Annotated in this window: 16 protein-coding genes; 6 read left to right on the forward strand and 10 right to left on the reverse strand. The window is 72.9% G+C overall.

Annotation, left to right across the window (positions count from 1 at the left end):
• The first annotated feature begins 4 nt into the window (after positions 1-4).
• Entirely contained in the window at positions 5-379 is a 375-nt protein-coding gene (locus RM479_RS08935; RefSeq protein ID WP_311511249.1) for a hypothetical protein, read from the forward strand.
• Positions 380-439: 60 nt separating this feature from the next.
• Positions 440-943 carry a hypothetical protein gene (locus tag RM479_RS08940; RefSeq protein WP_311511250.1) on the forward strand — a complete coding sequence of 168 codons (504 nt, stop codon included), beginning with the start codon at positions 440-442 and terminating at the stop codon, positions 941-943.
• Between the two features lie 273 nt (positions 944-1,216).
• Here RM479_RS08940 and RM479_RS08945 read toward each other — a convergent pair whose 3' ends face one another.
• The 6 genes from RM479_RS08945 to RM479_RS08970 form a co-directional block, all read right to left on the reverse strand.
• Positions 1,217-2,011: an SAM-dependent methyltransferase gene (locus tag RM479_RS08945; protein WP_311511251.1), complete on the reverse strand. Its 795-nt coding sequence runs from the start codon at positions 2,009-2,011 to the stop codon at positions 1,217-1,219.
• A gap of 350 nt (positions 2,012-2,361) precedes the next feature.
• Positions 2,362-3,498, reverse strand: coding sequence for an NAD(P)/FAD-dependent oxidoreductase (locus RM479_RS08950; RefSeq protein WP_311511252.1), 1,137 nt, complete (start codon positions 3,496-3,498; stop codon positions 2,362-2,364).
• The gene (locus tag RM479_RS08955) at positions 3,495-3,692 is read right to left on the reverse strand and encodes a ferredoxin (protein WP_311511253.1); all 198 of its coding nucleotides are present in this window, start codon (positions 3,690-3,692) and stop codon (positions 3,495-3,497) included. Before RM479_RS08955 ends, RM479_RS08950 begins: the two co-directional genes overlap by 4 nt.
• Complete coding sequence (locus RM479_RS08960) at positions 3,689-4,891, reverse strand: cytochrome P450 (RefSeq protein ID WP_311511254.1); 1,203 nt, start codon at positions 4,889-4,891, stop codon at positions 3,689-3,691. Before RM479_RS08960 ends, RM479_RS08955 begins: the two co-directional genes overlap by 4 nt.
• Positions 4,892-5,338: 447 nt before the next feature.
• Positions 5,339-6,562 carry an MFS transporter gene (locus RM479_RS08965; RefSeq protein WP_311511255.1) on the reverse strand — a complete coding sequence of 408 codons (1,224 nt, stop codon included), beginning with the start codon at positions 6,560-6,562 and terminating at the stop codon, positions 5,339-5,341.
• Positions 6,563-6,885: 323 nt separating this feature from the next.
• Positions 6,886-7,500 (reverse strand): TetR/AcrR family transcriptional regulator, encoded by a 615-nt coding sequence (locus RM479_RS08970; protein WP_311511256.1) that lies wholly within the window; start codon positions 7,498-7,500, stop codon positions 6,886-6,888.
• A 219-nt stretch (positions 7,501-7,719) separates the two neighbouring features.
• Between RM479_RS08970 and RM479_RS08975 the strand changes: the two genes are divergently transcribed.
• From RM479_RS08975 to RM479_RS08985, 3 genes are read left to right on the forward strand one after another with little or no spacing between them, the layout of a single operon-like run.
• Positions 7,720-9,219, forward strand: coding sequence for an FAD-dependent monooxygenase (locus RM479_RS08975; protein WP_311511257.1), 1,500 nt, complete (start codon positions 7,720-7,722; stop codon positions 9,217-9,219).
• A gap of 52 nt (positions 9,220-9,271) precedes the next feature.
• Positions 9,272-10,405, forward strand: coding sequence for an alpha/beta hydrolase (locus RM479_RS08980; RefSeq protein WP_311511258.1), 1,134 nt, complete (start codon positions 9,272-9,274; stop codon positions 10,403-10,405).
• Between the two features lies 1 nt (position 10,406).
• Entirely contained in the window at positions 10,407-11,213 is an 807-nt protein-coding gene (locus RM479_RS08985; RefSeq protein WP_311511259.1) for an amidohydrolase family protein, read from the forward strand.
• 63 nt (positions 11,214-11,276) lie between these two features.
• On the opposite strand, the gene RM479_RS08990 is transcribed toward RM479_RS08985, so the two are convergent.
• A complete protein-coding gene (locus RM479_RS08990; protein WP_311511260.1) occupies positions 11,277-12,560 on the reverse strand; it encodes an MFS transporter in 1,284 nt (427 codons plus the stop codon).
• 448 nt (positions 12,561-13,008) lie between these two features.
• On the opposite strand from RM479_RS08990, the gene RM479_RS08995 reads away from it, so the two are divergent.
• Positions 13,009-14,337, forward strand: coding sequence for an amidohydrolase family protein (locus RM479_RS08995; protein WP_311511261.1), 1,329 nt, complete (start codon positions 13,009-13,011; stop codon positions 14,335-14,337).
• 450 nt (positions 14,338-14,787) lie between these two features.
• Here RM479_RS08995 and RM479_RS09000 read toward each other — a convergent pair whose 3' ends face one another.
• From RM479_RS09000 to RM479_RS09010, 3 genes are all read right to left on the reverse strand, one after another.
• Entirely contained in the window at positions 14,788-16,833 is a 2,046-nt protein-coding gene (locus RM479_RS09000; RefSeq protein ID WP_311511262.1) for an acetoacetate--CoA ligase, read from the reverse strand.
• Positions 16,830-18,488, reverse strand: a complete 1,659-nt coding sequence (gene mhpA / locus RM479_RS09005) for a bifunctional 3-(3-hydroxy-phenyl)propionate/3-hydroxycinnamic acid hydroxylase MhpA (RefSeq protein ID WP_311511263.1) — start codon at positions 18,486-18,488, stop codon at positions 16,830-16,832. The genes RM479_RS09000 and mhpA overlap by 4 nt, the downstream gene beginning before the upstream one ends.
• A gap of 252 nt (positions 18,489-18,740) precedes the next feature.
• Positions 18,741-19,397, reverse strand: coding sequence for a TetR/AcrR family transcriptional regulator (locus RM479_RS09010; protein WP_311511264.1), 657 nt, complete (start codon positions 19,395-19,397; stop codon positions 18,741-18,743).
• Positions 19,398-19,508: the final 111 nt, after the last annotated feature.

Here is a 19,508-nt window from a genome sequence, read left to right on the forward strand (position 1 = left end):
AGAGATGACCGACGAGGAGCAGGCCGACCGGGACGCGTTCCGACCGGACTTCGCGGGCGCCGAACCCCGGTTCGCCGCCGACACCGACGGGCCGGTGCTGCACGTCCCGGTACTGCGGGGGGACGGGAGTGCGCTGGGCCGCCTCTGGGCGTCGCGGGACGGGGCCGCCGCGGGGTTCCTGCCCGTGCCCGGTCCGGCGGGGCTCAACGCCAAGGGCGCCTGGGTGCGCCGCCTGATCCTGGACCGAGCGGAGGGCCTGGACGCCCTCGGCGCACTGGCACGCTGGACCGGGGCCCCGCAGGACGACCGGGCGGGGGCGGTCCCCCCGGGGAGCGTGCCCGAGCACGCCGACCACCTGGACGGACTCCCTCCCCCCTGATCCGGGCAGGACCCCCGATACCGCGGTGACCGCTGGAAGCGAGAGGAAGTGAGGACGGCCATGGACGGTGGACGCCCCGAGGAGAGCGGATACCGCACGGACCACGGCGGGCCGACCACCGGCCCGTCCGGGGAAGGCGCCGCCGACCCGCCCGGCGGCACGGAGTCGCACCCGGGCACCGGGCCCGGTACGTTCGACCGGTGGAGCGACGAGGCGCTGGCCCCGGAACTGGTCGGCCGCTCCTACGCCCCGGTCGCCGGCGGCCCCGTGCTGTACGTCCCCGTGCAACGGGACGGCGGCCTCATCGGGTACCTGTGGGCCTCCGAGACCGAGGAGGCCGGCGACTTCCAGCCCCTCCTCCCGCCCGACGTCGCGGGCAACATCGCCCGCGGCTGGTGGACGATGGAGCACGTGCGCCTGCGCGGTGAGGGGCTGACCGCGCTGGAGGCGCTCCGCTCCTGCGCCGGGAGGGTCGACGACCCCCGGGGAGGACGGGTGGACGCCGACACCCCCGAGTCCCGCGCCGCGAGCCTGGAGGAACTGCGCGCCCTCGCCCGCCGGTGAGGACGACACGGTCCAGGCCGTGGACCGCACCCACGACGCGGGCCGCGGGCGGCCGGCCGGATCCGGGCCCGTACCGGGACGCCACCCGCCGCCGGACGGCAGGGGACCACGACCCCGACGACCAGATCTTCACCGAGTACCGGCGACCGCGGGTGGGGCCGCCTCGCCCTGTCAGGACGCACGGGCCGACAGGGTGGCCCCACACGTGGTCGACCGCCTCGGACGCGCCCGGACGGAGAGACCTCGCGCGAAGCGCACGAGGCCGTGCCGGAGTCAGGGCTTGCGAGCGACGCCCCCGTACTGGGCGACCTCCTGGACCGTGCCCACCTGGGCCTCCTCGGGCCGCCAGAACGGCACGGAGACCACGCCGGGCTCCAGCAGTTCCAGACCGTCGAAGAAGGCGCTGATCTGCTCCGGGGTGCGCAGGTGGATGGGCTGGGCCGCGTTCTCGTTCCAGGCATTGGCCGCCTCCACGATCTGGGGGCTGGTGTCGGTGCTGTCGCACAGGGCGAGGAAGCTGCCCGAGGGCAGGGCGTCCACGTAGGCGCGGGCTACAGCGTAGGTCCGCTCGTCGGCGGGGAAGTGGCCGAGCGTGCCCATGATGATCAGGCCGATCGGCCGGGTGAAGTCCAGGTGCTCGCGAGCCTGGGCCAGCAGTGTCTCCGGGTCCGTCAGGTCGGCGTCGATGTAGTCGGTGGTGCCCTCCTCGGTGCTGGTCAGCAGGGCTCGGGCGTGCGCGAGCACCAGGGGGTCGTTGTCGACGTAGACGATCTTGGACTCGGGGGCGATCGTCTGGGCGACCTCGTGTGTGTTGTTCGCGGTGGGCAGGCCGGTGCCGATGTCCAGGAACTGCCGGATGCCCTCCTCCCGGGCCAGGTGGGTGACCGAGCGGACGATGAACCGGCGGTCCGCGCGCATGAGCTCGACGATCTCGGGGAAGGCCTGTTCGACCTGCTCTCCCAGGGCACGGTCGACCGGGTAGTGGTCCTTGCCGCCCAACCAGTAGTTCATCACTCGTGCGGAGTGGGGGACGGTCGTGTCCAGGGGGGTGTGCGGGGTGTTCGTCATGAGCGCCTTCCGGCTCGGCCGATGATCGAGGGATCATCGGTCATTCTCCTCGCTCACGGACCCTTCTCGCAAACAAGAATCCCCTGTACACAAGGGTTTTCGCGGGCATCGACGCCCCTCCCGCCCACCGACCGGGGGGACCGCGGAGAGTGCTCGGGGCCGCCCGGGAGGAACCCACCGACACCGGACTCCTGTCCCTTCTGCGACCGGGACGACGCCGGAGGGGCCGGCCCACCGGGCCCGGGTGGCGGATCCCGGGAGCCCGGGCGGTGTCCCGGGCCGCCGTGACCGCCCGGCGGTGCGGCGCGGTCCCGGGCGGTCTCGGCCGTGCGACCGCTCATACGGCGCGATCACGAGGCCAGAGCGCGAAGTGCGGCGACGGACTTGCGCAGGCCGTACGCGACGACGGTCGAACGCCCGTCGGGTCGGTCCCAGGTGAGCAGGGCCCGCCCGGCCCCCGGATCACCGTCCCGTGCCGTCGGTTCGCCGGTGACCGGCAGGGGACCCACGACCTTGATCGCGAGACCGGCGACCTCGGTCCAGAAGAAGTCGTCGGTGGGCGGTCCCGCCGCCGGGAGTCCGAGCACCGAGGCCGCCGCCACCCTGCCCTGCGCGACGGCGTTGGCCCAGAAGGGGGCGCGCCGCGGAGGGACGGATCCCTCGTTCGCACGGAGGTACGTGACGTCACCGGCCGCGAAGACACCGGGCACGCCGGTGGAACAGGCGTGGTCGATCCCGACCCCGAGCCCGTCGGCCAGGCCCGACCCGGCGAGCCAGCCGGTGCACGGTGATTCGCCGGCGCAGGTGACCACCAGGTCGGCGGTGAGCACGGTCCCGTCCGGGAGCCTCACCCCACTGACGGGGTCGCCGGCCAACGTCGCGAGCCCCCGGGCGTGATGGAACCGGATACCCCGCTCCCGCGCCCGTGCCGTGATCGCGGCGGACAGGTAGCCCCCGAGGACCCGTTCCAGTGGCCGATCGACGTCCACGACGGTGACCGGGACACCGCGCGCGGCGCACGCACCGGCCACCTCCATGCCGAGGAATCCGGCGCCCAGCACGATCGCGGACCGGGCGTCGGCCATGCGCGCCCGCAACCTCCGGGCGTCGTCCAGGGTCCGGAGGACGAGTTCGCCCCGCTGGCCGGGCACGGCGATCCGTCGCGCCTCGGCCCCCGTCGCGATGATCAACGCGTCGTAGGCGAACGATCCGTCCACGGCGGTCACCACACGACGGTCGACGTCCACTCCGGTCGCGGTCGTCCGGGCCACGTCGACCCCGAGGTCGTCGAGACGCAGGCCCAGACTCTCGTCCGCCGTCGGGTCCTTGAGGACCGTCTTGGACAACGGCGGCCGGGAGTACGGACCGTGCCGCTCGGCGCCGATGACGGTGATCGCCCCGCCGTACCCGAGGGTGCGGAGTTCCCGAGCGGCCGTCGTGCCGGCGAGTGATTCACCGACGATGAGCACCGACGCCGGCGTGGTCACGGGATCGCCCGCAGGACGGCGACGGGGCAGGAGTTCACGGCCGCCCGTGCGGCGGAGGCGTGTTCACCCGGCACCTCGGCCCCTTCGAAGTGGTAGCGGAGTTCGGCGTCGTCGTCCAGGCTGAACACGTCCGGAGCCCGCTCCGCGCACAGGCCGTGGCCCTCACAACGGTCGTAGTCGACGGAGATCCTCACCGGCCCTCTCCCTCGCGAGTCGGGACGAGTTCGAGCGGCAGGCGCTCGAAGCGGTGGATGATGTTGTTGAGCGCCCACTCGGGCGTGCCGGTCACCTCGATCCGGTCCACGCGGTCGATCAGGGCGCGCAGCATCGCCGACGTCTCCAGACGGGCGAGTCCCTGTCCCGCGCAGCCGTGGGTGCCGTGCCCGAAGCCGAGCTGACGGGCGGCATCGCGGCGGATGTCGAAGGTGTCCGGGTCGTCCCACTCGCGGGGGTCGCGGTTGGCCGAGGCGTAGACCACCAGGAGTCGTGAGCCCTTCGGGATCGCGGTACCGGCGACCTCGCAGTCGCGGGCCGCGGTGCGCGCGAAGGCGCGGAGCGGCGATTCGTAGCGGACCACCTCGTTGACCGCGTTCGGGATGAGCCCGGGGTCCTCCTTGAGCAGTCGCCACTGATCGGGATGCGTCGCGAACAGGTACAGCGCACTGGATATCGCACTGATCGTGGTGTCCAGCGACGGGGCCAGGTAGTCCATCATCAACGTCGCGCACTCGGCGTGCGGCATCGCGCCGGCATCCGCCGCGCGCAGGATGTCATCGCCCATGCTGCCTTCGAGCACGGTCCGTTCCCGGACCACGCGATGGGCGAAACGCACCATGCCCAGTGCCGAGGGGAACGTCTTCATCGACTGCCGGTTGGCGGGCCCCTGGGCGTCGAACGCCGCGCCGGCCCACCTGAGCAGGTGCTCGCGGCCCTCCTCGGGCCAGCCCACGAAGTCGGGGACGACCGACATCGGCAGCTCGGTGGCCATCTCCACGCCGTCCACCGTCCGGCGTGCGACGGCCGCGTCGACGACCTCGGCGGCCTGCCGCTCGACGGCGTCCTTCATGGAGCGCAGTGCCCGTGGCGTGAGCCGGTGCGCGACCTGGCCGCGGCGGCGCGCGTGGTCCTCACCGTCGCTGTAGAGCGTGGTCCCGCGGCCGGTCCGGTTGGCGACGCAGTTGAGTGCGACCCCCTCGCCGGAGATGAAGGTCTCGTCGTCCAGCAGGACGGCCTTGCACTCGGCGTACCGGGGCAGCGCGTAGACCTTGTGCCTGCTCAGCCACACGACGGGACCGAGGTCGCGCAGTGCGGTGTAGCGCGGGTAGGGGTCGCGGATGGCCGCGGCCGAGTACAGGTCGGAGCGGTGGACCGGGACCTTCGCGAGAGTGGACATCACGCCTCCTTCGGCCGACGGGCCACACCGGTGCGGAGGACCGGGGTGGCGGAACGGTGTTCGGACGGGTCGGTCATCGACCGCCTCCTTCGCTTTCTGACGATATATTCACTTACGATCATAACGTCAGTCAAGCAGATCCGAGGATTTCGTCAGAACCGAGGTCGGTGTCAGGGAGGGGGTGTCGTGGACGGCGACCCCACCGGCAGGCGCCGCAACGCCGTGCGACGGCGGGTCCGGGGCGCGACGCCCACGGAGGTCGACCGTCGACCGCTCCTCGCGGTCCGCGCCCGGACGTCCCGGCGCGGACCGACTCCCCGGCCCCGGGCCGTGCCACGCGAGGGCGTCAGGCCGCGGGGAGCGCCGTTCCGTCGACACGTCCACCCCGGGGGCGGCACGCCCCGGACCGGCGAGGACCCCCCGGTGGGGCATGGCGGGACACCCGACTCACGTCCCCTCCGCCGATGTGGTCGACGCCCTCGCGGGGAGTCCGTCCTCGAACGGGGGCAGCCTGCCGAGAAGCGCGCCGGCGACGCCGATCAGCGCGGCCAGCACGAGCACGGGGATCAACGAAGCCGCCCAGGAGTCCGTCACCGCGTAGAGCAGACCGGTCGCGAAGGTGGCGGCGCTCGCCATGAGGTAGCCGCCGCCCTGGACGAACGCCGACAACTGGCCCGCGCCCTCCGGCGTCCTGCTGCGAACGCCGATCATCACCAGGGTCCAGGAGAACGCCCCGGACCCGGCCCCCAGAAGCGCGGCCCACAACCATCCGTCCAACATGAGCGGCGCGAACATCACACCGATCCACCCCGCCGAGGTCAGCGACGCGAAGGCGATCGGAAGCAGCAGGGAACCGCGCGTCCCGCGGATCAGGAGCGGCAGCATCAGGGAGACGGGGATGCTCAGGCCCGAGATCACGCCGAGAAGGGCCCCGGCGTGGGCCGTGTCACCGCCCGCGTCGACGATGAGGGCGCTCCACCAGCCGAACTGCACGTAGGCCTGCGACGCCTGGGCGCCGAAGCACAGCGCCATCGCCCAGCCCAGCCTCGTCCTCGCCGCGTCCGCGATGGACAGGCGTCGCCCTCCTGGTCGGCCGGTCCCGCTCGACCGGCCGGCCACGGCCCAGGGGATCCACAGGGCGAGGCTCAGGAGGGGCAGCGCCGCCCAGACGCCCAGTCCCCCGCGCCACCCGCCGGAGACGTCGCCGATCGGAACGGCGGTGACCGCGGCGATGGTGGCCCCGAGATTGATCGCCACGCCGTACAGCGCGCCGACCACGACGATCCGCCGGGGGAAGTGCAGCTTGGCCAGCGCCGGCAGCACCACGTTCCCGACGGCGACGCCGGCCATGGCGAGGCCGGTCGCGAGAACGAACACGAGCGATGATCCGGTCAGCGCCCTGGCGACGAGACCCGTGGCGATCGTCGCCAGGAGCAGGATCGTCACCCTGTGCGGGCCGTACCTGGAGATGACCCGACCCGCGCCGAGACCGACGAGCGCGAAGAACAGCGTCGGCAGGGTGGCGAGGACGCCGACGGCCGCGGCCGTCAGGTGCAGGTCGTCCCGCAGGGTCGGCAGCAGCGCGCCGAGGCTCCCCACACCGGAGCGCAGCGACAGCGCGAGCGACTCGACGGCGGCCAGGGCGAGGACCGCGAGGAGCACTCGTCGCACCCGCGCACCCCTGGGTCCGGTTCGCTCCGCGGGCGGTTCGTCGTCGTGTATCGGTCGCACGGGTCATCCACTCTCCGCGTCGGCCGACGGGGCGTCCGCTGGTCGCATTCCGAGGTCCGGTCGTCTGACGACCTTGTTTTCGGCTACAACGTATCAGCAGGATTCCGCGCAGGCCGGACGGGCACTCCTCGACAAGGGTCGACCCCGGACGGCGGTCCCGTCACCGAGGACACCGTCGCGGACGACGGGTCCGGGTCGACACGCACGGGGACCCGGCGCCGCCGGACCGGAGACCGGGGTCGCCGCGGCCGGCGCCGTCGGCGCTACGGCGCCGGCGTCCGGGCGTGACGGGAGCGCAGCCCGTCCATCATGAGTTCGAGTCCGAAGTGGAACTCGTCGGCGAGGGCGATCGGCCCCACCGACTGCACGTAGGCCGTCACGGGGAGGTCCAGCTCGCCGTGGCCCTCGATCCGGTAGGCCGCACCGGACGAGGCCGCCTCCGAGGCCGCCTGGACCGCGAATCCCAGCACGTATCGCGCCAGGGTCGCGTACGCCCGGAGCGCGTTGAGCGGCGTGAACCCGTTGGTGACCAGGACCGAGAGGCAGCGCTCCCGGAGCCGGAGCGCGTGAGGGCCCATCGGGATCTCACTGAGGATCAGCGGGGCGACGTTCCGGTGACGTTCGAGAACGGTGAACATGTTCTCGGCGATGTGGGCGATGGACACGTCCCAGGTCGACGTCTCCACCAGGGCCTCGTCGAGGCGCACCTCGGCGAAGACCGCGTCCACGACGCAGCGGGCGAGGTCGGCACGGCCCGAGAAGTGTCGATAGAGCGTCGCGGTGCTGCTCTGCATGCGCGTGGCCAGGGAACGCAGGGTCAGGGCCTCCGCGCCCTCCTCGTCCACCAGGTCGAGCGCGACACCGACGATCCGGTCCACGGGAAGGGGTGGACGGCCGGGCCCCCGGCTTCTCCGGGACCCTGTGGTGGATGCATGTGTCGACACGCCACGAGTATGCCACGGCGGCACGGAAGGGGCCTCCTTGCCAGCCGCCGCAATAACGGCTACGTTGTAGTCACAATGGGTCGGCGCGGACCGCCGGGCGTGTTGGACGCTGTCGTTCCGGCCGGCCTTCCCCGCGAACCGGAGGCCACCACAGTGAGCACCTCTTCCGACGTACTCGTGATCGGCGCCGGTCCGGCCGGTATGACCCTCGCCTGCGACCTCCTGCGTCGTGGCGTGGCCGTCCGGATCGTCAGCGCCTCGTCCGAGGGTTTCCAGGGCTCCCGCGCCAAGGGCGTCCAGCCCCGGACCCAGGAGGTGTTCGATGACCTGGGCGTGCTCGACGCCCTGGGGGCGCGCTCCACGACGTATCCCCGGCTCGGCGTCCACCTCGGTCCGTTGACGCTCCGGCGGACGATGATCCCGCTGCACGAGGCCACCGAGGCGGTACCGCACGCCGACACCCTCCTGATCGGCCAGTACGACACCGACGCCGCGTTGCGCCGTCGGATCGCCGAACTCGGCGGCGAGGTCGAGTTCGGCACACGGCTCACCGATCTCGAACCATCGGCCGACGGGGTCCGGGCGACCCTCGAAGGACCGGACGGGACCACGTCGGCCCACGCCGGATACCTCATCGGCGCCGACGGTGGCGCCAGCACCGTGCGCACCCTCCTCGGGATCCCCTTCGACGGCACGACCGACGAGAGCGACCGCATGATCGTGGCGGACCTCGTCCTCGACGGGCTCTCCCGCGACCTCTGGCACGTCTGGCCGGGCCTGGGAGGACGGTTCATGGCACTGTGCCCGATGCCCGGTGGCGAGGTCTTCCAGCTGATGCTCAAACTGCGGGCGGGCGAGGAGGCGGACGTGACGACCGACGGTCTCACGGCGAAGATCCGTTCGTTCTCGGGAGCCCGCTCGGTGACCGTGTCCCGTGTCCGGTGGTCCTCGGTCTGGCGGCCCAACACGCGCCTCGCCCGGAGGTACCGCGAGGGCCGGATCCTCCTGGTCGGCGACGCGGCCCACGTCCACCCGCCGACCGGCGCCCAGGGTCTCAACACCGGCGTCCAGGACGCCTACAACCTCGGCTGGAAACTGGGGCAGACCCTCGCGGGCGCACCGGACTCCCTGCTCGACACCTACGAGGACGAACGGCAGCCCGTCGCGGCCCGCGTGCTCGGTCTCGCCTCGGAGATCTACGCGAGCACCCGGAACCGACCGACCGCGGCGATGACCCGTGGCGACGAGGAGCGGCAGCTCTCACTCGGCTATCGCGGCGGCCCGCTGGCCCCGTCGGTCGCCGAGGACGCGACCGGGGTCCGGCCGGGCGATCGCGCGCCGAACATCGACTGGACCGACCCGGAATCGGGCCCCCAACGTCTCATCGACCACCTCCGCGGACCCCACTTCACCCTCCTGGCCTTGGGCGAGGAGGCCATCGCCTCGGCCGCCGACCTGCCGTGGCCGCGATCCGGCGCGCCGCTGCGCACCGTCGCCCTCCCCTCCTCGGAAGCGGACCGCGCCGCGCGGGCCTACGGAACGCGGACCCCCGCCCACATCCTCATCCGTCCCGACGGATACGTGGCCTACACGGCGAACGGTCGGTGGGCCGAATCCGCCGCCCGATTCGGTGCGCTCGCCCTTCCCGCGTAGCCGTACGCCATCCGGACCCCACCCCGTAACACTCCGCAGAAGGAGCGTCCCCGTGTTCGACGACCCCCGTGTCCACGTCCGCCGGTTCACCGGCCGGCGGGCCGAGACGGAGGAGGCGCTCGCCGCCCTCTCCCAGGTCTCACAGGCCGCGTTACGCCAGTTCTCCCTTGAGCGGACCATGGCGTACGGAGTGGACCACGGCGACGTGGTGGAGCTCAGGGCCCGAGTGGTCGCCGGCGAGGATTGGCGGACCGCCGCGACCGACCTCGCCCGGACCTGCTCGGAGTACGCCGACACGGCCCCGGGCGCGCCCACGCGCGTGGCCTACCTGCGGCGCGGATCCGCTCTCCTGCGCATGAGCCAGATGATGTTCCTGGAGGACACCGACGACCGCCGGGCGATCTTCGCCCGCGCCGCGGAACTGTACGACGAGGCCGCGCGCCTCGCCGGCGACCGGACACGGGTCGTCCTCGAATCCGAGGACGGGCCGTTGGCGGGCTGGTGGCTCTCCGGCGGCACGTCCCCGGTCGGCGCCGTCATCGTGATCGGCGGCATCGAGGGCTGGGCGATGGACTTCGACGGCATGGGAACGGCACTGGCGGCACGCGGGCTCGACGTGCTGTTGCTGGACGGTCCCGGCCAGGGGGAGTCCCGTTTCGCCCATCGGCACTACCTGACGCCGAACTGGATCCGCGCCTACGAACGGGCGATCGATCACGTCGCGGACCGCTCCCCCGCGTCCCCCATCGGCATCGTCGGGAACAGTATGGGCGGCGGGCTGGCGATGGCGGTCGCCGCGCACGACCCCCGCGTCCGCGCCTGTTGCAGCAACGGCGGACTCGTCCACCCGAGACTGGTCCCTCCCGACATCGGGACGTTCTTCACCAAGATGGTGGCCTTCTGCGGCACCGACGACCCGGACTCGGCGATCGCCACCTGGGCGTCCGTCGACCCCACGGCGGACGGCCCGAACAGCGGCTACCCGCTGCTCGTCGTCCACGGGGGCAGGGATCCGATGATCTCCGACGATCTCGCCGCCCTGCTGTTGGACGGGGCGCCGACCGACGACAAGGAGATGGTGGTGTTCTCCGACGGCGATCACTGCGTCTACAACCACCGCCAGGACCGCGACGTGCTCGTCGCGGACTGGATGCTCCAGCGGCTCACGACGGCGCGAGGGGTCTGAGATGCGCATCGTCGACGCCCAGATCCACCTCTGGGAGGGTCCCGACGCCCCTCCGCACCACGCGCGCTCGCCGTTCACCATGGAGACCGCCGTCGAGGCCATGACCGCGGCCGGCGTCGACCGGGCGATCAACTGCCCCGCGCTGTGGGACGCCGACGCCAACGCCTACGCCGCCCTCGCCGCGAGCACCCACCCCGAGCGCTTCACCACCATGGGATGGTTCCCGCTCTCCCCCGGCGGCGACGCGTCGCTGGTGGCCGACGCGATGGCGGCCCCCGGCGCGGTCGGGCTGCGATTCGTCATCGTCGACCCGGCCGAGGTCGCTCGGGTCGCCTCCGGAGAACTCGACTGGTTGTGGCGCGCCGCCGACGAGCGGGCGCTACCGGTCGCCCTCATGGTGCTCCCGGGCGATCTGCCGCTCATCGGCGGGCTGGCCGGACGTTTTCCGCGCATGCGCCTGATGGTCGACCACCTCGGGGTGCTCCCCTTCCTCACGCTGCCCGAGGCCATGGCGCACCTGGACGACCTGCTCGACCTGGCGCGGCACCCGAACATCGCGGTGAAGGCGACCGGGGTCCCGAGCATGGCGACGGACCCCTACCCGTTCGTCTCGACCCATGACGCGCTCCGGCGGATCCACGACGCCTTCGGGGCCGAGCGCATGTTCTGGGGCACCGACGTCACCCGCATGGACCGCACGTGGGGTGAGTGCGTCACGATGTTCGTCGACCACCTGCCGTGGCTGACCGGCCGCGACCTCGAACTGGTGATGGGCGACGCCGTGACGGCGTGGCTCGATCGGCGGTGACGGAAGGGCGCCAGAGCCGGCCGGGGCCGGGACCGTCGTGACGGTCCCGGCCCCGGCCCGTCGTCAGCGTGTGCCGCGGATCCGGGTGACGGTCACTCCGCCGAGGACGGCGAAGAGGGCCGCCGCCGGGAAGACGAGCGCGTATCCGTCCGTCGTCACGACGATCACGCCCGCTATCGCCGGGGCCAGGATCTGAGGCGCGATGGACGCCACGTTGGTGACACCGAGATCCTGCGCGAACGAAGTCGAGCGGGGCAGCACCTGCGTGACCAGGGCCGTGTCCACCGCCTCGAAGCATCCGAAGGCCAGCGAGGTCACGACCACCATCGTGAGGTAGGCGGGCAGGGACGGGGAGAAGAGCGGGATCATGAACCCGACGCCCATCGTCACCGAGGCGACCTGAACGAAGATCTTGCGGCGGCCGACGCGGTCCGACAGCAGTCCGGCGGGCACGGCGGCCAGGCAGATGCACAGTGCCGCGATTCCGGCGGCGATGCCCACCTGGCCGACGGCGTCGTCACCGAGACCGACGTAGTCGCCCAGCAGGTACAGGGAGTACCCCTGGACGACGAAGAAACCGGTGTAGGTGAACATCCGGCTCCCCACGACCCACCAGAAGTCGGGGTGGTCCCTGGGGCTGACCAGGAACGTGCGCCACCACCTCATGCCGTCGGTCGACGGGGGGCGGGCGACGCCGCGGTTGTCGGTGTCCGCCGCGAGGTAGAGCCGGGTCGCCCCGAGGACGACGGGGACGCAGCCGAGCACGAGATAGGCGATCCGCAGGTCGTCGGAGAGGACCGAGGCCAGCACGGTGCCGGCCACGGAACCGAGCATGATGCCGAGCCCGAGGCCGGCGCTGAAACGTCCACGCCGTTCCGCGGGCACGCGGTCCGGCAGCACCGCGGCGAGGGGCCCCTGGGCCGCGCTGAGCACGAACTCGGACACCACGTAGAGAACGGCGAGGACGAGCAGGGAGTCCACCGTGCCCATGGCCCACAGCACCGGCGCGGCGATCAGGCCGCCGCCGAGCACGTACGGGGTCCTGCTGCCGACACGGCTCCGGGTCCGGTCGGAGAGCATGCCCGCCAGGGGTTGGGACAGCAGCGCGGCGACGGCTCCGAAGGCGGTGAACAGGCTCAGGACGCCGGCCTTGGCGTCGTCTCCCGCGAGCGTCTGCACCTGGAGCGCGAGCAGCACCCCCGGGACCGCCCCGTAGACCATGGAGATCCCGAACTGCGAGGTGACGATGGAGATCAGCAACGGGGTGCGGGCGAGATCCGCGCCGCGCGGGGGCGTCCCTCGGGGGGCGCCCTTCGGGGGCGGGTTGGACGGGGTCGACGTACTCACGCCTGTCTCCTTGCGTCAGGGGCAAGCCCACCGGCGGTGGGACCGGGGGTTCTCGGGTCGGGTGGAAGGTTCGAAGTACGGCGCCTCGGCGGACGCCCGCGGATGATCGGTGGGCCGTGGCCACACGGGCCCGGCCCGATCACCGGCGGCACCGTCCGACGTGTGATCGCGCCCGCCGCGCGGGGTGGCCCCTCGGCCCTGTTCCGCCGTCCGCCGCGAGCGCCGACGGGGTGTTCGTCCACGGCGCCCGGGCGAGCCCGACGAACCCCGGGTCGCGGTTCCTCCTCGAAGCGCGCCGAGCCCGCGGATGCCGAGGTCGGCGCCCTCCGCTTCGACGGGCGACCCCCGTGGATCCCACCGGGGTCGGCGCCGTCTCGCCGTTCGTATGACGGCGATCACATAGTATCGGCTATACTGTAGCCGATATTCACCGACCTGAGGAGTCCTCGTGAACCGCACGCTGATCACCGGGGCCACCGTGATCACGATGACCCCGGATCGCCCCGAGGCCGAACCGGCCGACGTCCTCATCGAGGGGGACACCGTGCTCGAAGTCGGCCCGGACCTTCCCCGCGGCGAGGCGGAGATCGTCGACCTGACGGGGCGCGTCGTGTGCCCCGGCTTCGTCAACGCCCACCTCCACACGTGGCAGACCGCCTTGCGGGGCACCGGCCCGGATTGGACCCTCCTGGGCTACCTGGCCCACATGCACGGCGGAGTCACCGGGCGTTACCGACCGGAGGACGTCCATGCGGCGACCCGGGCCGGCGCACTCGCGCAGCTCGATCGGGGAACGACCACGATCGCCGACTGGGCGCACCACTGCTCGACCCCCGAGGACGCGATCACGGCCGTCGACGCCCTCGCCGATTCGGGGATCCGGGCGGCCTTCCTGCACGGAACGCCCTACCGCGACCCCGACGTCCCCCACCCGGTCGAAGTGATCGACCGGCTCATCGCGCACACCTCCGGAAACGGGCTCATCACGATCGGCATGGCCGCCCAGGGCCCCCAGTACTCCTCCCCCGCGGTCGCCGTCACCGACTTCGGGGCCGCACGCGACCGGGACATCGTCGTGTCGTTCCACCAGAGCGGTGGTGACCTGGCCGACGGGTGGACCGCGCTGCGGTCGGAGGGCCTGTTCGGACCGCGCGTCAACATCGCCCACGGGGTCGAGTTGTCCGACGGGTGGCTGGAGTACCTGCTCTCGCGGGGCGTGACGTTCACCAGCACACCCGAGAACGAACTGGGGCAGGGGCACGGCACGCCCATCGTCCCGCGCCTCCTGGACGCCGGCGGTCTCCCCTCGCTCGGCACCGACACCGACGCGGTCACCGGCGGGGACGTGCGCGACGCGGCACGGCTGGCCCTCGCCCTGCGACGAGGGGTCGAGCATGAGCGGAACCGCCGCTCGGGCGAGCCCATGGCGCTCGAAACGTCGGTGCGGAGCCGGCGGGCCTTGGAGTGGATCACCACCGGCGGCGCCACGGCGCTCGGGCTCGCGGACCGGGTGGGACGGATCTCCGCCGGGATGCGGGCCGACCTCGTCGTGGTCGATCCGCGCGGCCTCTGCGCGGGACCGATGCCCGATCCGGTGGGAGCCGTCCTGAACGCCGACCGGGCGGACGTCGAAGCGGTGATGGTCGGCGGCGCCTGGCGCAAGCGCGACCACGCGTTGGTGGACGTGGACGTCGAAGACGTCATGTCCCGGCTCGCCCGCTCGGCGCGTCACCTCCTCGGGGAACGGAACGTGCCGAGCGGCGTCCCGGCCGTGTGACGGATCGAGGTCGGGCGCCCTCGGTCGCCGCCGAGGTCGCGGACGTGGGACGGCGGAGGCGGGCTCGGTTCGCCGAACCGGCCTCCGTCACGGACCTCGGCCGCCGTGTCCGGTTCGTGGGCGAAGGTCTCCCTCGTGCCCGGCGCTCTCCGGTGGACGCCCTCGGGGCACCGGCGTCCCGTCCCGGCGGAGCAACGGTCCGTGTCGCACGCAGGTCCCGTCGCCGCCGCGCGGCTCGCGGACGACGTGGCCGCGCGGCTCGGGCGACCCCGGCCGGTGGGCCCGGACCCGGCCGGATCGCCTCGTGGCCCGGCCGCGGCTCCATCGCAGGCGTTCGGAGGGGGGAGCCGGTGCCGTGCGGGAGCGGCCGGGCCGCTCCCGCACGAAGCGCACGCACCCCCGACCCACGGCGATGACCACGCCGTGGCCGCCATGTGCCGGATGCGGCGTTCACCGACGGCGAGAACGACGGGGCCGCTCCGCGCCGACCGACGCCCGCCGGGTCACCTCCAGACGCCGCTCGGCGCCGAGGCGGGCGTAGAAGGCGATGAGGTCGGGGGCGTCCACGGTGCCCGCGCTGACGGCCTGTTCCGGCGCGACGCCCTGGAGCAGGCGTTTGACCGGGACCTCGATCTTCTTTCCGGTACGCGTGTGGAGGACGGCCGGGACCTGGAGGATCTCGTCGGGGACGTGGCGGGGCGAGGCGCCGGAGCGGATGGCCTCGCGAATCGTCTCGCGCAGGGCGTCGTCCAGCACGGCTCCGTCCGCCAGGACCACGAACAGGGGCATCCAGTACCCTCCGTCGGGTTCCTCGCAGCCGATGACCAGGGCCTCGGTGATCTCCGGAAGCCGCTCGACCACGTCGTGGACGTCGCCGCTGCCCAGGCGGACGCCGTGGCGGTTGAGCGTGGCGTCCGAACGGCCGTGCACGATGACCGAACCGTGCGAGGTACGGGTGATCCGGTCGCCGTGCCGCCACACTCCGGGGTAGGCGGCGAAGTAGGCGTCGTGATAGCGGGTGCCGTGGGCGTCGTTCCAGAAGTGGAGCGGCATCGAGGGCATGGGACGGGTGACGACGAGCTCACCGACCCGGTCGGTGACGGGCCTGCCCCTGTCGTCGTAGGCGGCCAGCGCCACGCCGAGGTTGGGGGCGGAGAGTTCGCCCGCCCAGACGGGGGTGGTCGGGGTGCTGCCGGCGAAACCGGAGGCGACGTCGGTGCCCCCGGAGGTGGAGGCGAGCTGGACGTGCGCGCCGACGTGCGCGCGCACCCACGGATAGGCCGAGGCCGGAAGGGGGGAGCCGGTACTGCCGACCACCCGGACGGCCGACAGGTCGTGGGCGTCGGGCTCGATGCCGTACTCGGCGCACGCGAGCAGGTACCGGGGGCTGGTGCCGAAGACGGTGACCCGATGGCGGGCGGCCAGCTCCCACAGCAGGTCCGGGCGGGCGGGGGGCACCGGGCCACCGTCGTAGGTGCAGGCGGCGGCCCCGGTGAGCAGGGCGGAGACCTGCATGTTCCACATCATCCAGTGGGTGGTGGTGTACCACAGCAGGCGGTCTCCGGGACCGAGGTCGGAGTGCAGGCCCATGACCTTGAGGTGTTCGAGGAGGATGCCGCCGTGGCCGTGGACGATGCCCTTGGGCAGGCCGGTGGTACCGGAGGAGAACAGGATCCACAGGGGGTGATCGAAGGGGACCGCCTCGCAGACGAGCGGCTCGGTGCGGGTGGCCGCGTCCTCCCATCGGGCGGTGGCCGTCGGGTGGCCGTCCCCGGGCCAGGGCAGGCCCACGTGGTCGACCAGGATCGTGGCCTTGAGGGAGGGCAGGGCGCGTGCCAGCTCGCGGGAGGCGTCGCGGCGGTCGTGCGTCGTGCCGTTGAAGAGGTAGCCGTCCGCGGCGACCAGGACCGTGGGTTCGAGTTGGGCGAAACGGTCCGCGGCGGCCCGTGGCGGGTAGTCCTGGCCGCACACCGACCAGACGGCCCCCAGGGCGGCGGCGGCGAGCAGGGCGATCATGGCGTGCGGGGTGTTGGGAAGGTAGCCGACCACACGATCCCCCCTGCGGACACCCATGTCCCTCAGGGTGGCGGCGACCGAGGCGACCCGGGCGCGCACGTCGTCGCCGGACAGCACGTGCTCGGAGCCGTTCTCGTCCAGCGCGATGATCGCGGGACGGTCCGGCGCGAGCGCCCGCAGCAGGTGCTCGGCGTAGCTGAGGGTGGCGCCCGTGAACCAGCGGGCCCCCGGCATCGTCTCCTCCTCCAGCACCCGCTCGTACGGGGTGTCGGCCCTGACCTCGAAGTACTCCCAGATCGCGCTCCAGAAACCCTCCAGATCGGTCACGGACCAGCGGTGCAGGGCCGTGTGGTCGGAGGCCTCCACCCCACGGTGGCGGGCGACCCAGCGTCCGAAGTCCGCGATGCGGCTGTCCTCCGAGGTGGCGGGGTCGGGGGTCCAGAAGGGCTCGGGGTGGTCCGTGCCGGTCGGGGTGGTCATGAACTGCTCCTGTGCGGTGGGGTGGCGGGTCGGTCGTGCGGATCGGCCGTGGTCGGTGGGCGGGGAACGGATGCCGTGGTCAGCAGCGAGGTCCAGGCGGGGGTGTCGCCCAGGGTGCCCGCCGCCGGCACGGCGTCCAGGACGACGCGGTCGGGACGGAGCAGGACCGCCTGCGCCCGGCCGCGGCGCAGCCAGTCCGTGAGGCCGCCGTCGTCGTCGACGACGGTCTCGCCGGGAAGGGCGCCGATCGGGCCCACATGGACGACGCGCGCGCCGAGGGCGACGGCGACGGCGCGCGTGGCGGGCGCGGGCGGCACGGCGGTCACCAGGGCGAAGCCGTCCCCGAGGACGTCGTCGAGGAGTGCGCGCCGGCCCTCGACCGTGACCCGGGGCTGCGGGCAGGAGACGCCCACCAGGCGGGTGCGGGTCGGCCCGCGGCGTGGGACGAGGGGCCCGACCGGTATCGGGCGGCCCAGCCGCTCCCCCGCCACCCGGGTGAAGCCGGGCAGGCGGAAGAGGGTCCTGAGCGCGGCACCGCGCAACGCGGCCACGCGGTCCCGTCCTCCGGTCATCGTCCATCCCATCGCGACGGCGAGACGGATGAGCTCGCGGGCGTGGGGGCGGCGCTCGCTCTGGTAGGTGTCGAGCAGCTCCTCGTCGGCGTCGCCGGCCAGGACACGGGCCAGCTTCCAGGCGAGGTTGTGCGCGTCGCGCAGGCCCGCGCACAGGCCCTGGCCGATGAAGGGCGGGGTCTGGTGGGCCGCGTCGCCCAGCAGGAAGACCCGGCCCTGACGCCACCGGTCGACGAGCCTGGCCCGGAAGGTGTACTCGACCTGTTTGAGGATCTCGAAGTCCTCGGAACGGGACGCCTGCACCCAGGGGCGGACCAGCTCGCGGGCGCGTCGTTCGGCGGTGACGCCCTCGACCCCCTCCCCCTCGCGCAGGCGGAACTCCCAGCGGTAGCGGTCCCGCGCGATGCGCATGAAGGACGCGGCCCTGGCCGGGTCGCAGACCTGGTCGACGCCGCCCCACGAGCGCACGGGCAGCGTCGTGCGAGCGTCGAGGACCATCCATCGCTCCTCGAAACGCAGGTCCTCCCATGCGGCGCCGATGACCCTCCGGGTGAGGCTGTTGGCGCCGTCGCAGCCCAGCACCGCCTCGGCCCACAGGTACTCCGGTTCCCCTCCGTCGACCGGGCGCACGGTCACCCGCACCGGCCCGCCCGGGGCCTGGCGCACGTCGGTGACCTCCAGTCCCTCACGCAGCTCGCACCGGCCGCAGGCGGCGAGGGCGCGCCGCAGCAACCGTTCGAGTTCGGGCTGGTCGAAGAGGGTGGTCTGCGGATGGCCGTGGTGGCCCTGGTCGGTGTCGCGGTCGAAGGTCGCCATCACGCGGTGCCGGGCGTCCAGCAGGCGCAGACCCCGGGCGGGACGGGCGAGGGCGGCGAACCCCTCGTGGACACCGGCGGCCTGGAGTATGCGGCGCGCCTCGTCGTCCATGGCCACCGCGCGGGGCAGCGGGTAGACGTCGCGATGGCGTTCCACCAGGACGGAGCGGACGCCCTGGCGGGCGAGCAGGAGGGCGGCGGTGACGCCGACGGGGCCCGCGCCGACGATGACCACGGGTACCCGTCGGGGGGTCGGCGTCGTGGTCATGGGCGCCCCACCTCCTGCTCGGAGCGGCGACGGTCGGACTCACGGTGCGGCATGTCCACCTCGGTTCGAGACGATGTTATTTGACGAAATCATCAGGCATGAGGAAATATTCGTCAACTGATTCTGAGGAATTCGTCAGATACGTGGCGCCCGCCGTGCGCCACCCGCCCCGGACGCGCGGACCCCCGCCCGACGGCCCCCGGGCGCACGGGCCCGGGTGACCACGCACCGGCCGGCGCGGTGGAGGCGGGCTCAGGCGACGACGCCGAGCCCGTCGACCGCCGCCTCCAGGTCGGGCAGGGGGCGCCGGCAGATCTCGTGGGCCTCGTCGGCGGGGAGGCCGAACATGCGCAGCAGGTCCTCGGCGACCCGGTCCGTGGTCCGGGCGTCGTCCCACTCGGGATGGTCGTGCAGCATCCGCCCCAGGCAGAGTTCGGCGCCCGCGACGATGACCAGGGAGAGTTCGGGGTCGCGCACGGTGAACCGACCGGCACGTTCGGCCGCCTCGATGTCGCGCAGGGCACGGTGCGCGATGCCCCCGTCCGCCCCGACCAGGGACAGCCCGTTGCTCAGAAGGACCTTGCCGAGCTCCGGCCGACAGCGGTGCAGCCGCCCGGCCAGGCGGAAGCCCTGCGTGAACACGTGCGCCGGGTCGTCCAGATCCGTGGTCAACCCGTCGAGGAGTTCCCCGTAGGCGTCGAGCGCGTCCTCGATCACCGTCCGGTAGAGCCGCTCCTTGCTCTCGAAGTGGTTGTAGAACGACCCCACCCCCACGTCGGCGGCCCGCGTGATCTCCAGGATCGAGGCGTTCACGTCGCCGGACGCGATGAAGGCCCCGGCCGCCCGGATGAGCGCCGCACGGGTGCGCGCCCCGCGCCTCGCCGGACGGCCCGGGGTGCCCTCCGCCATGCCTGCTCCCCTCTTCCGCGTGGGCGGGCTTCACCCTGGCCCAGCCCTCAGTTGTGAGGATCTCGTCAGTTAACTTCGAATGATGATACATTCGCATGTGACGATATCGTC

The sequence above is a fragment of the Nocardiopsis lambiniae genome (genome assembly GCF_031845465.1).
GTDB lineage: Bacteria > Actinomycetota > Actinomycetes > Streptosporangiales > Streptosporangiaceae > Nocardiopsis > Nocardiopsis lambiniae.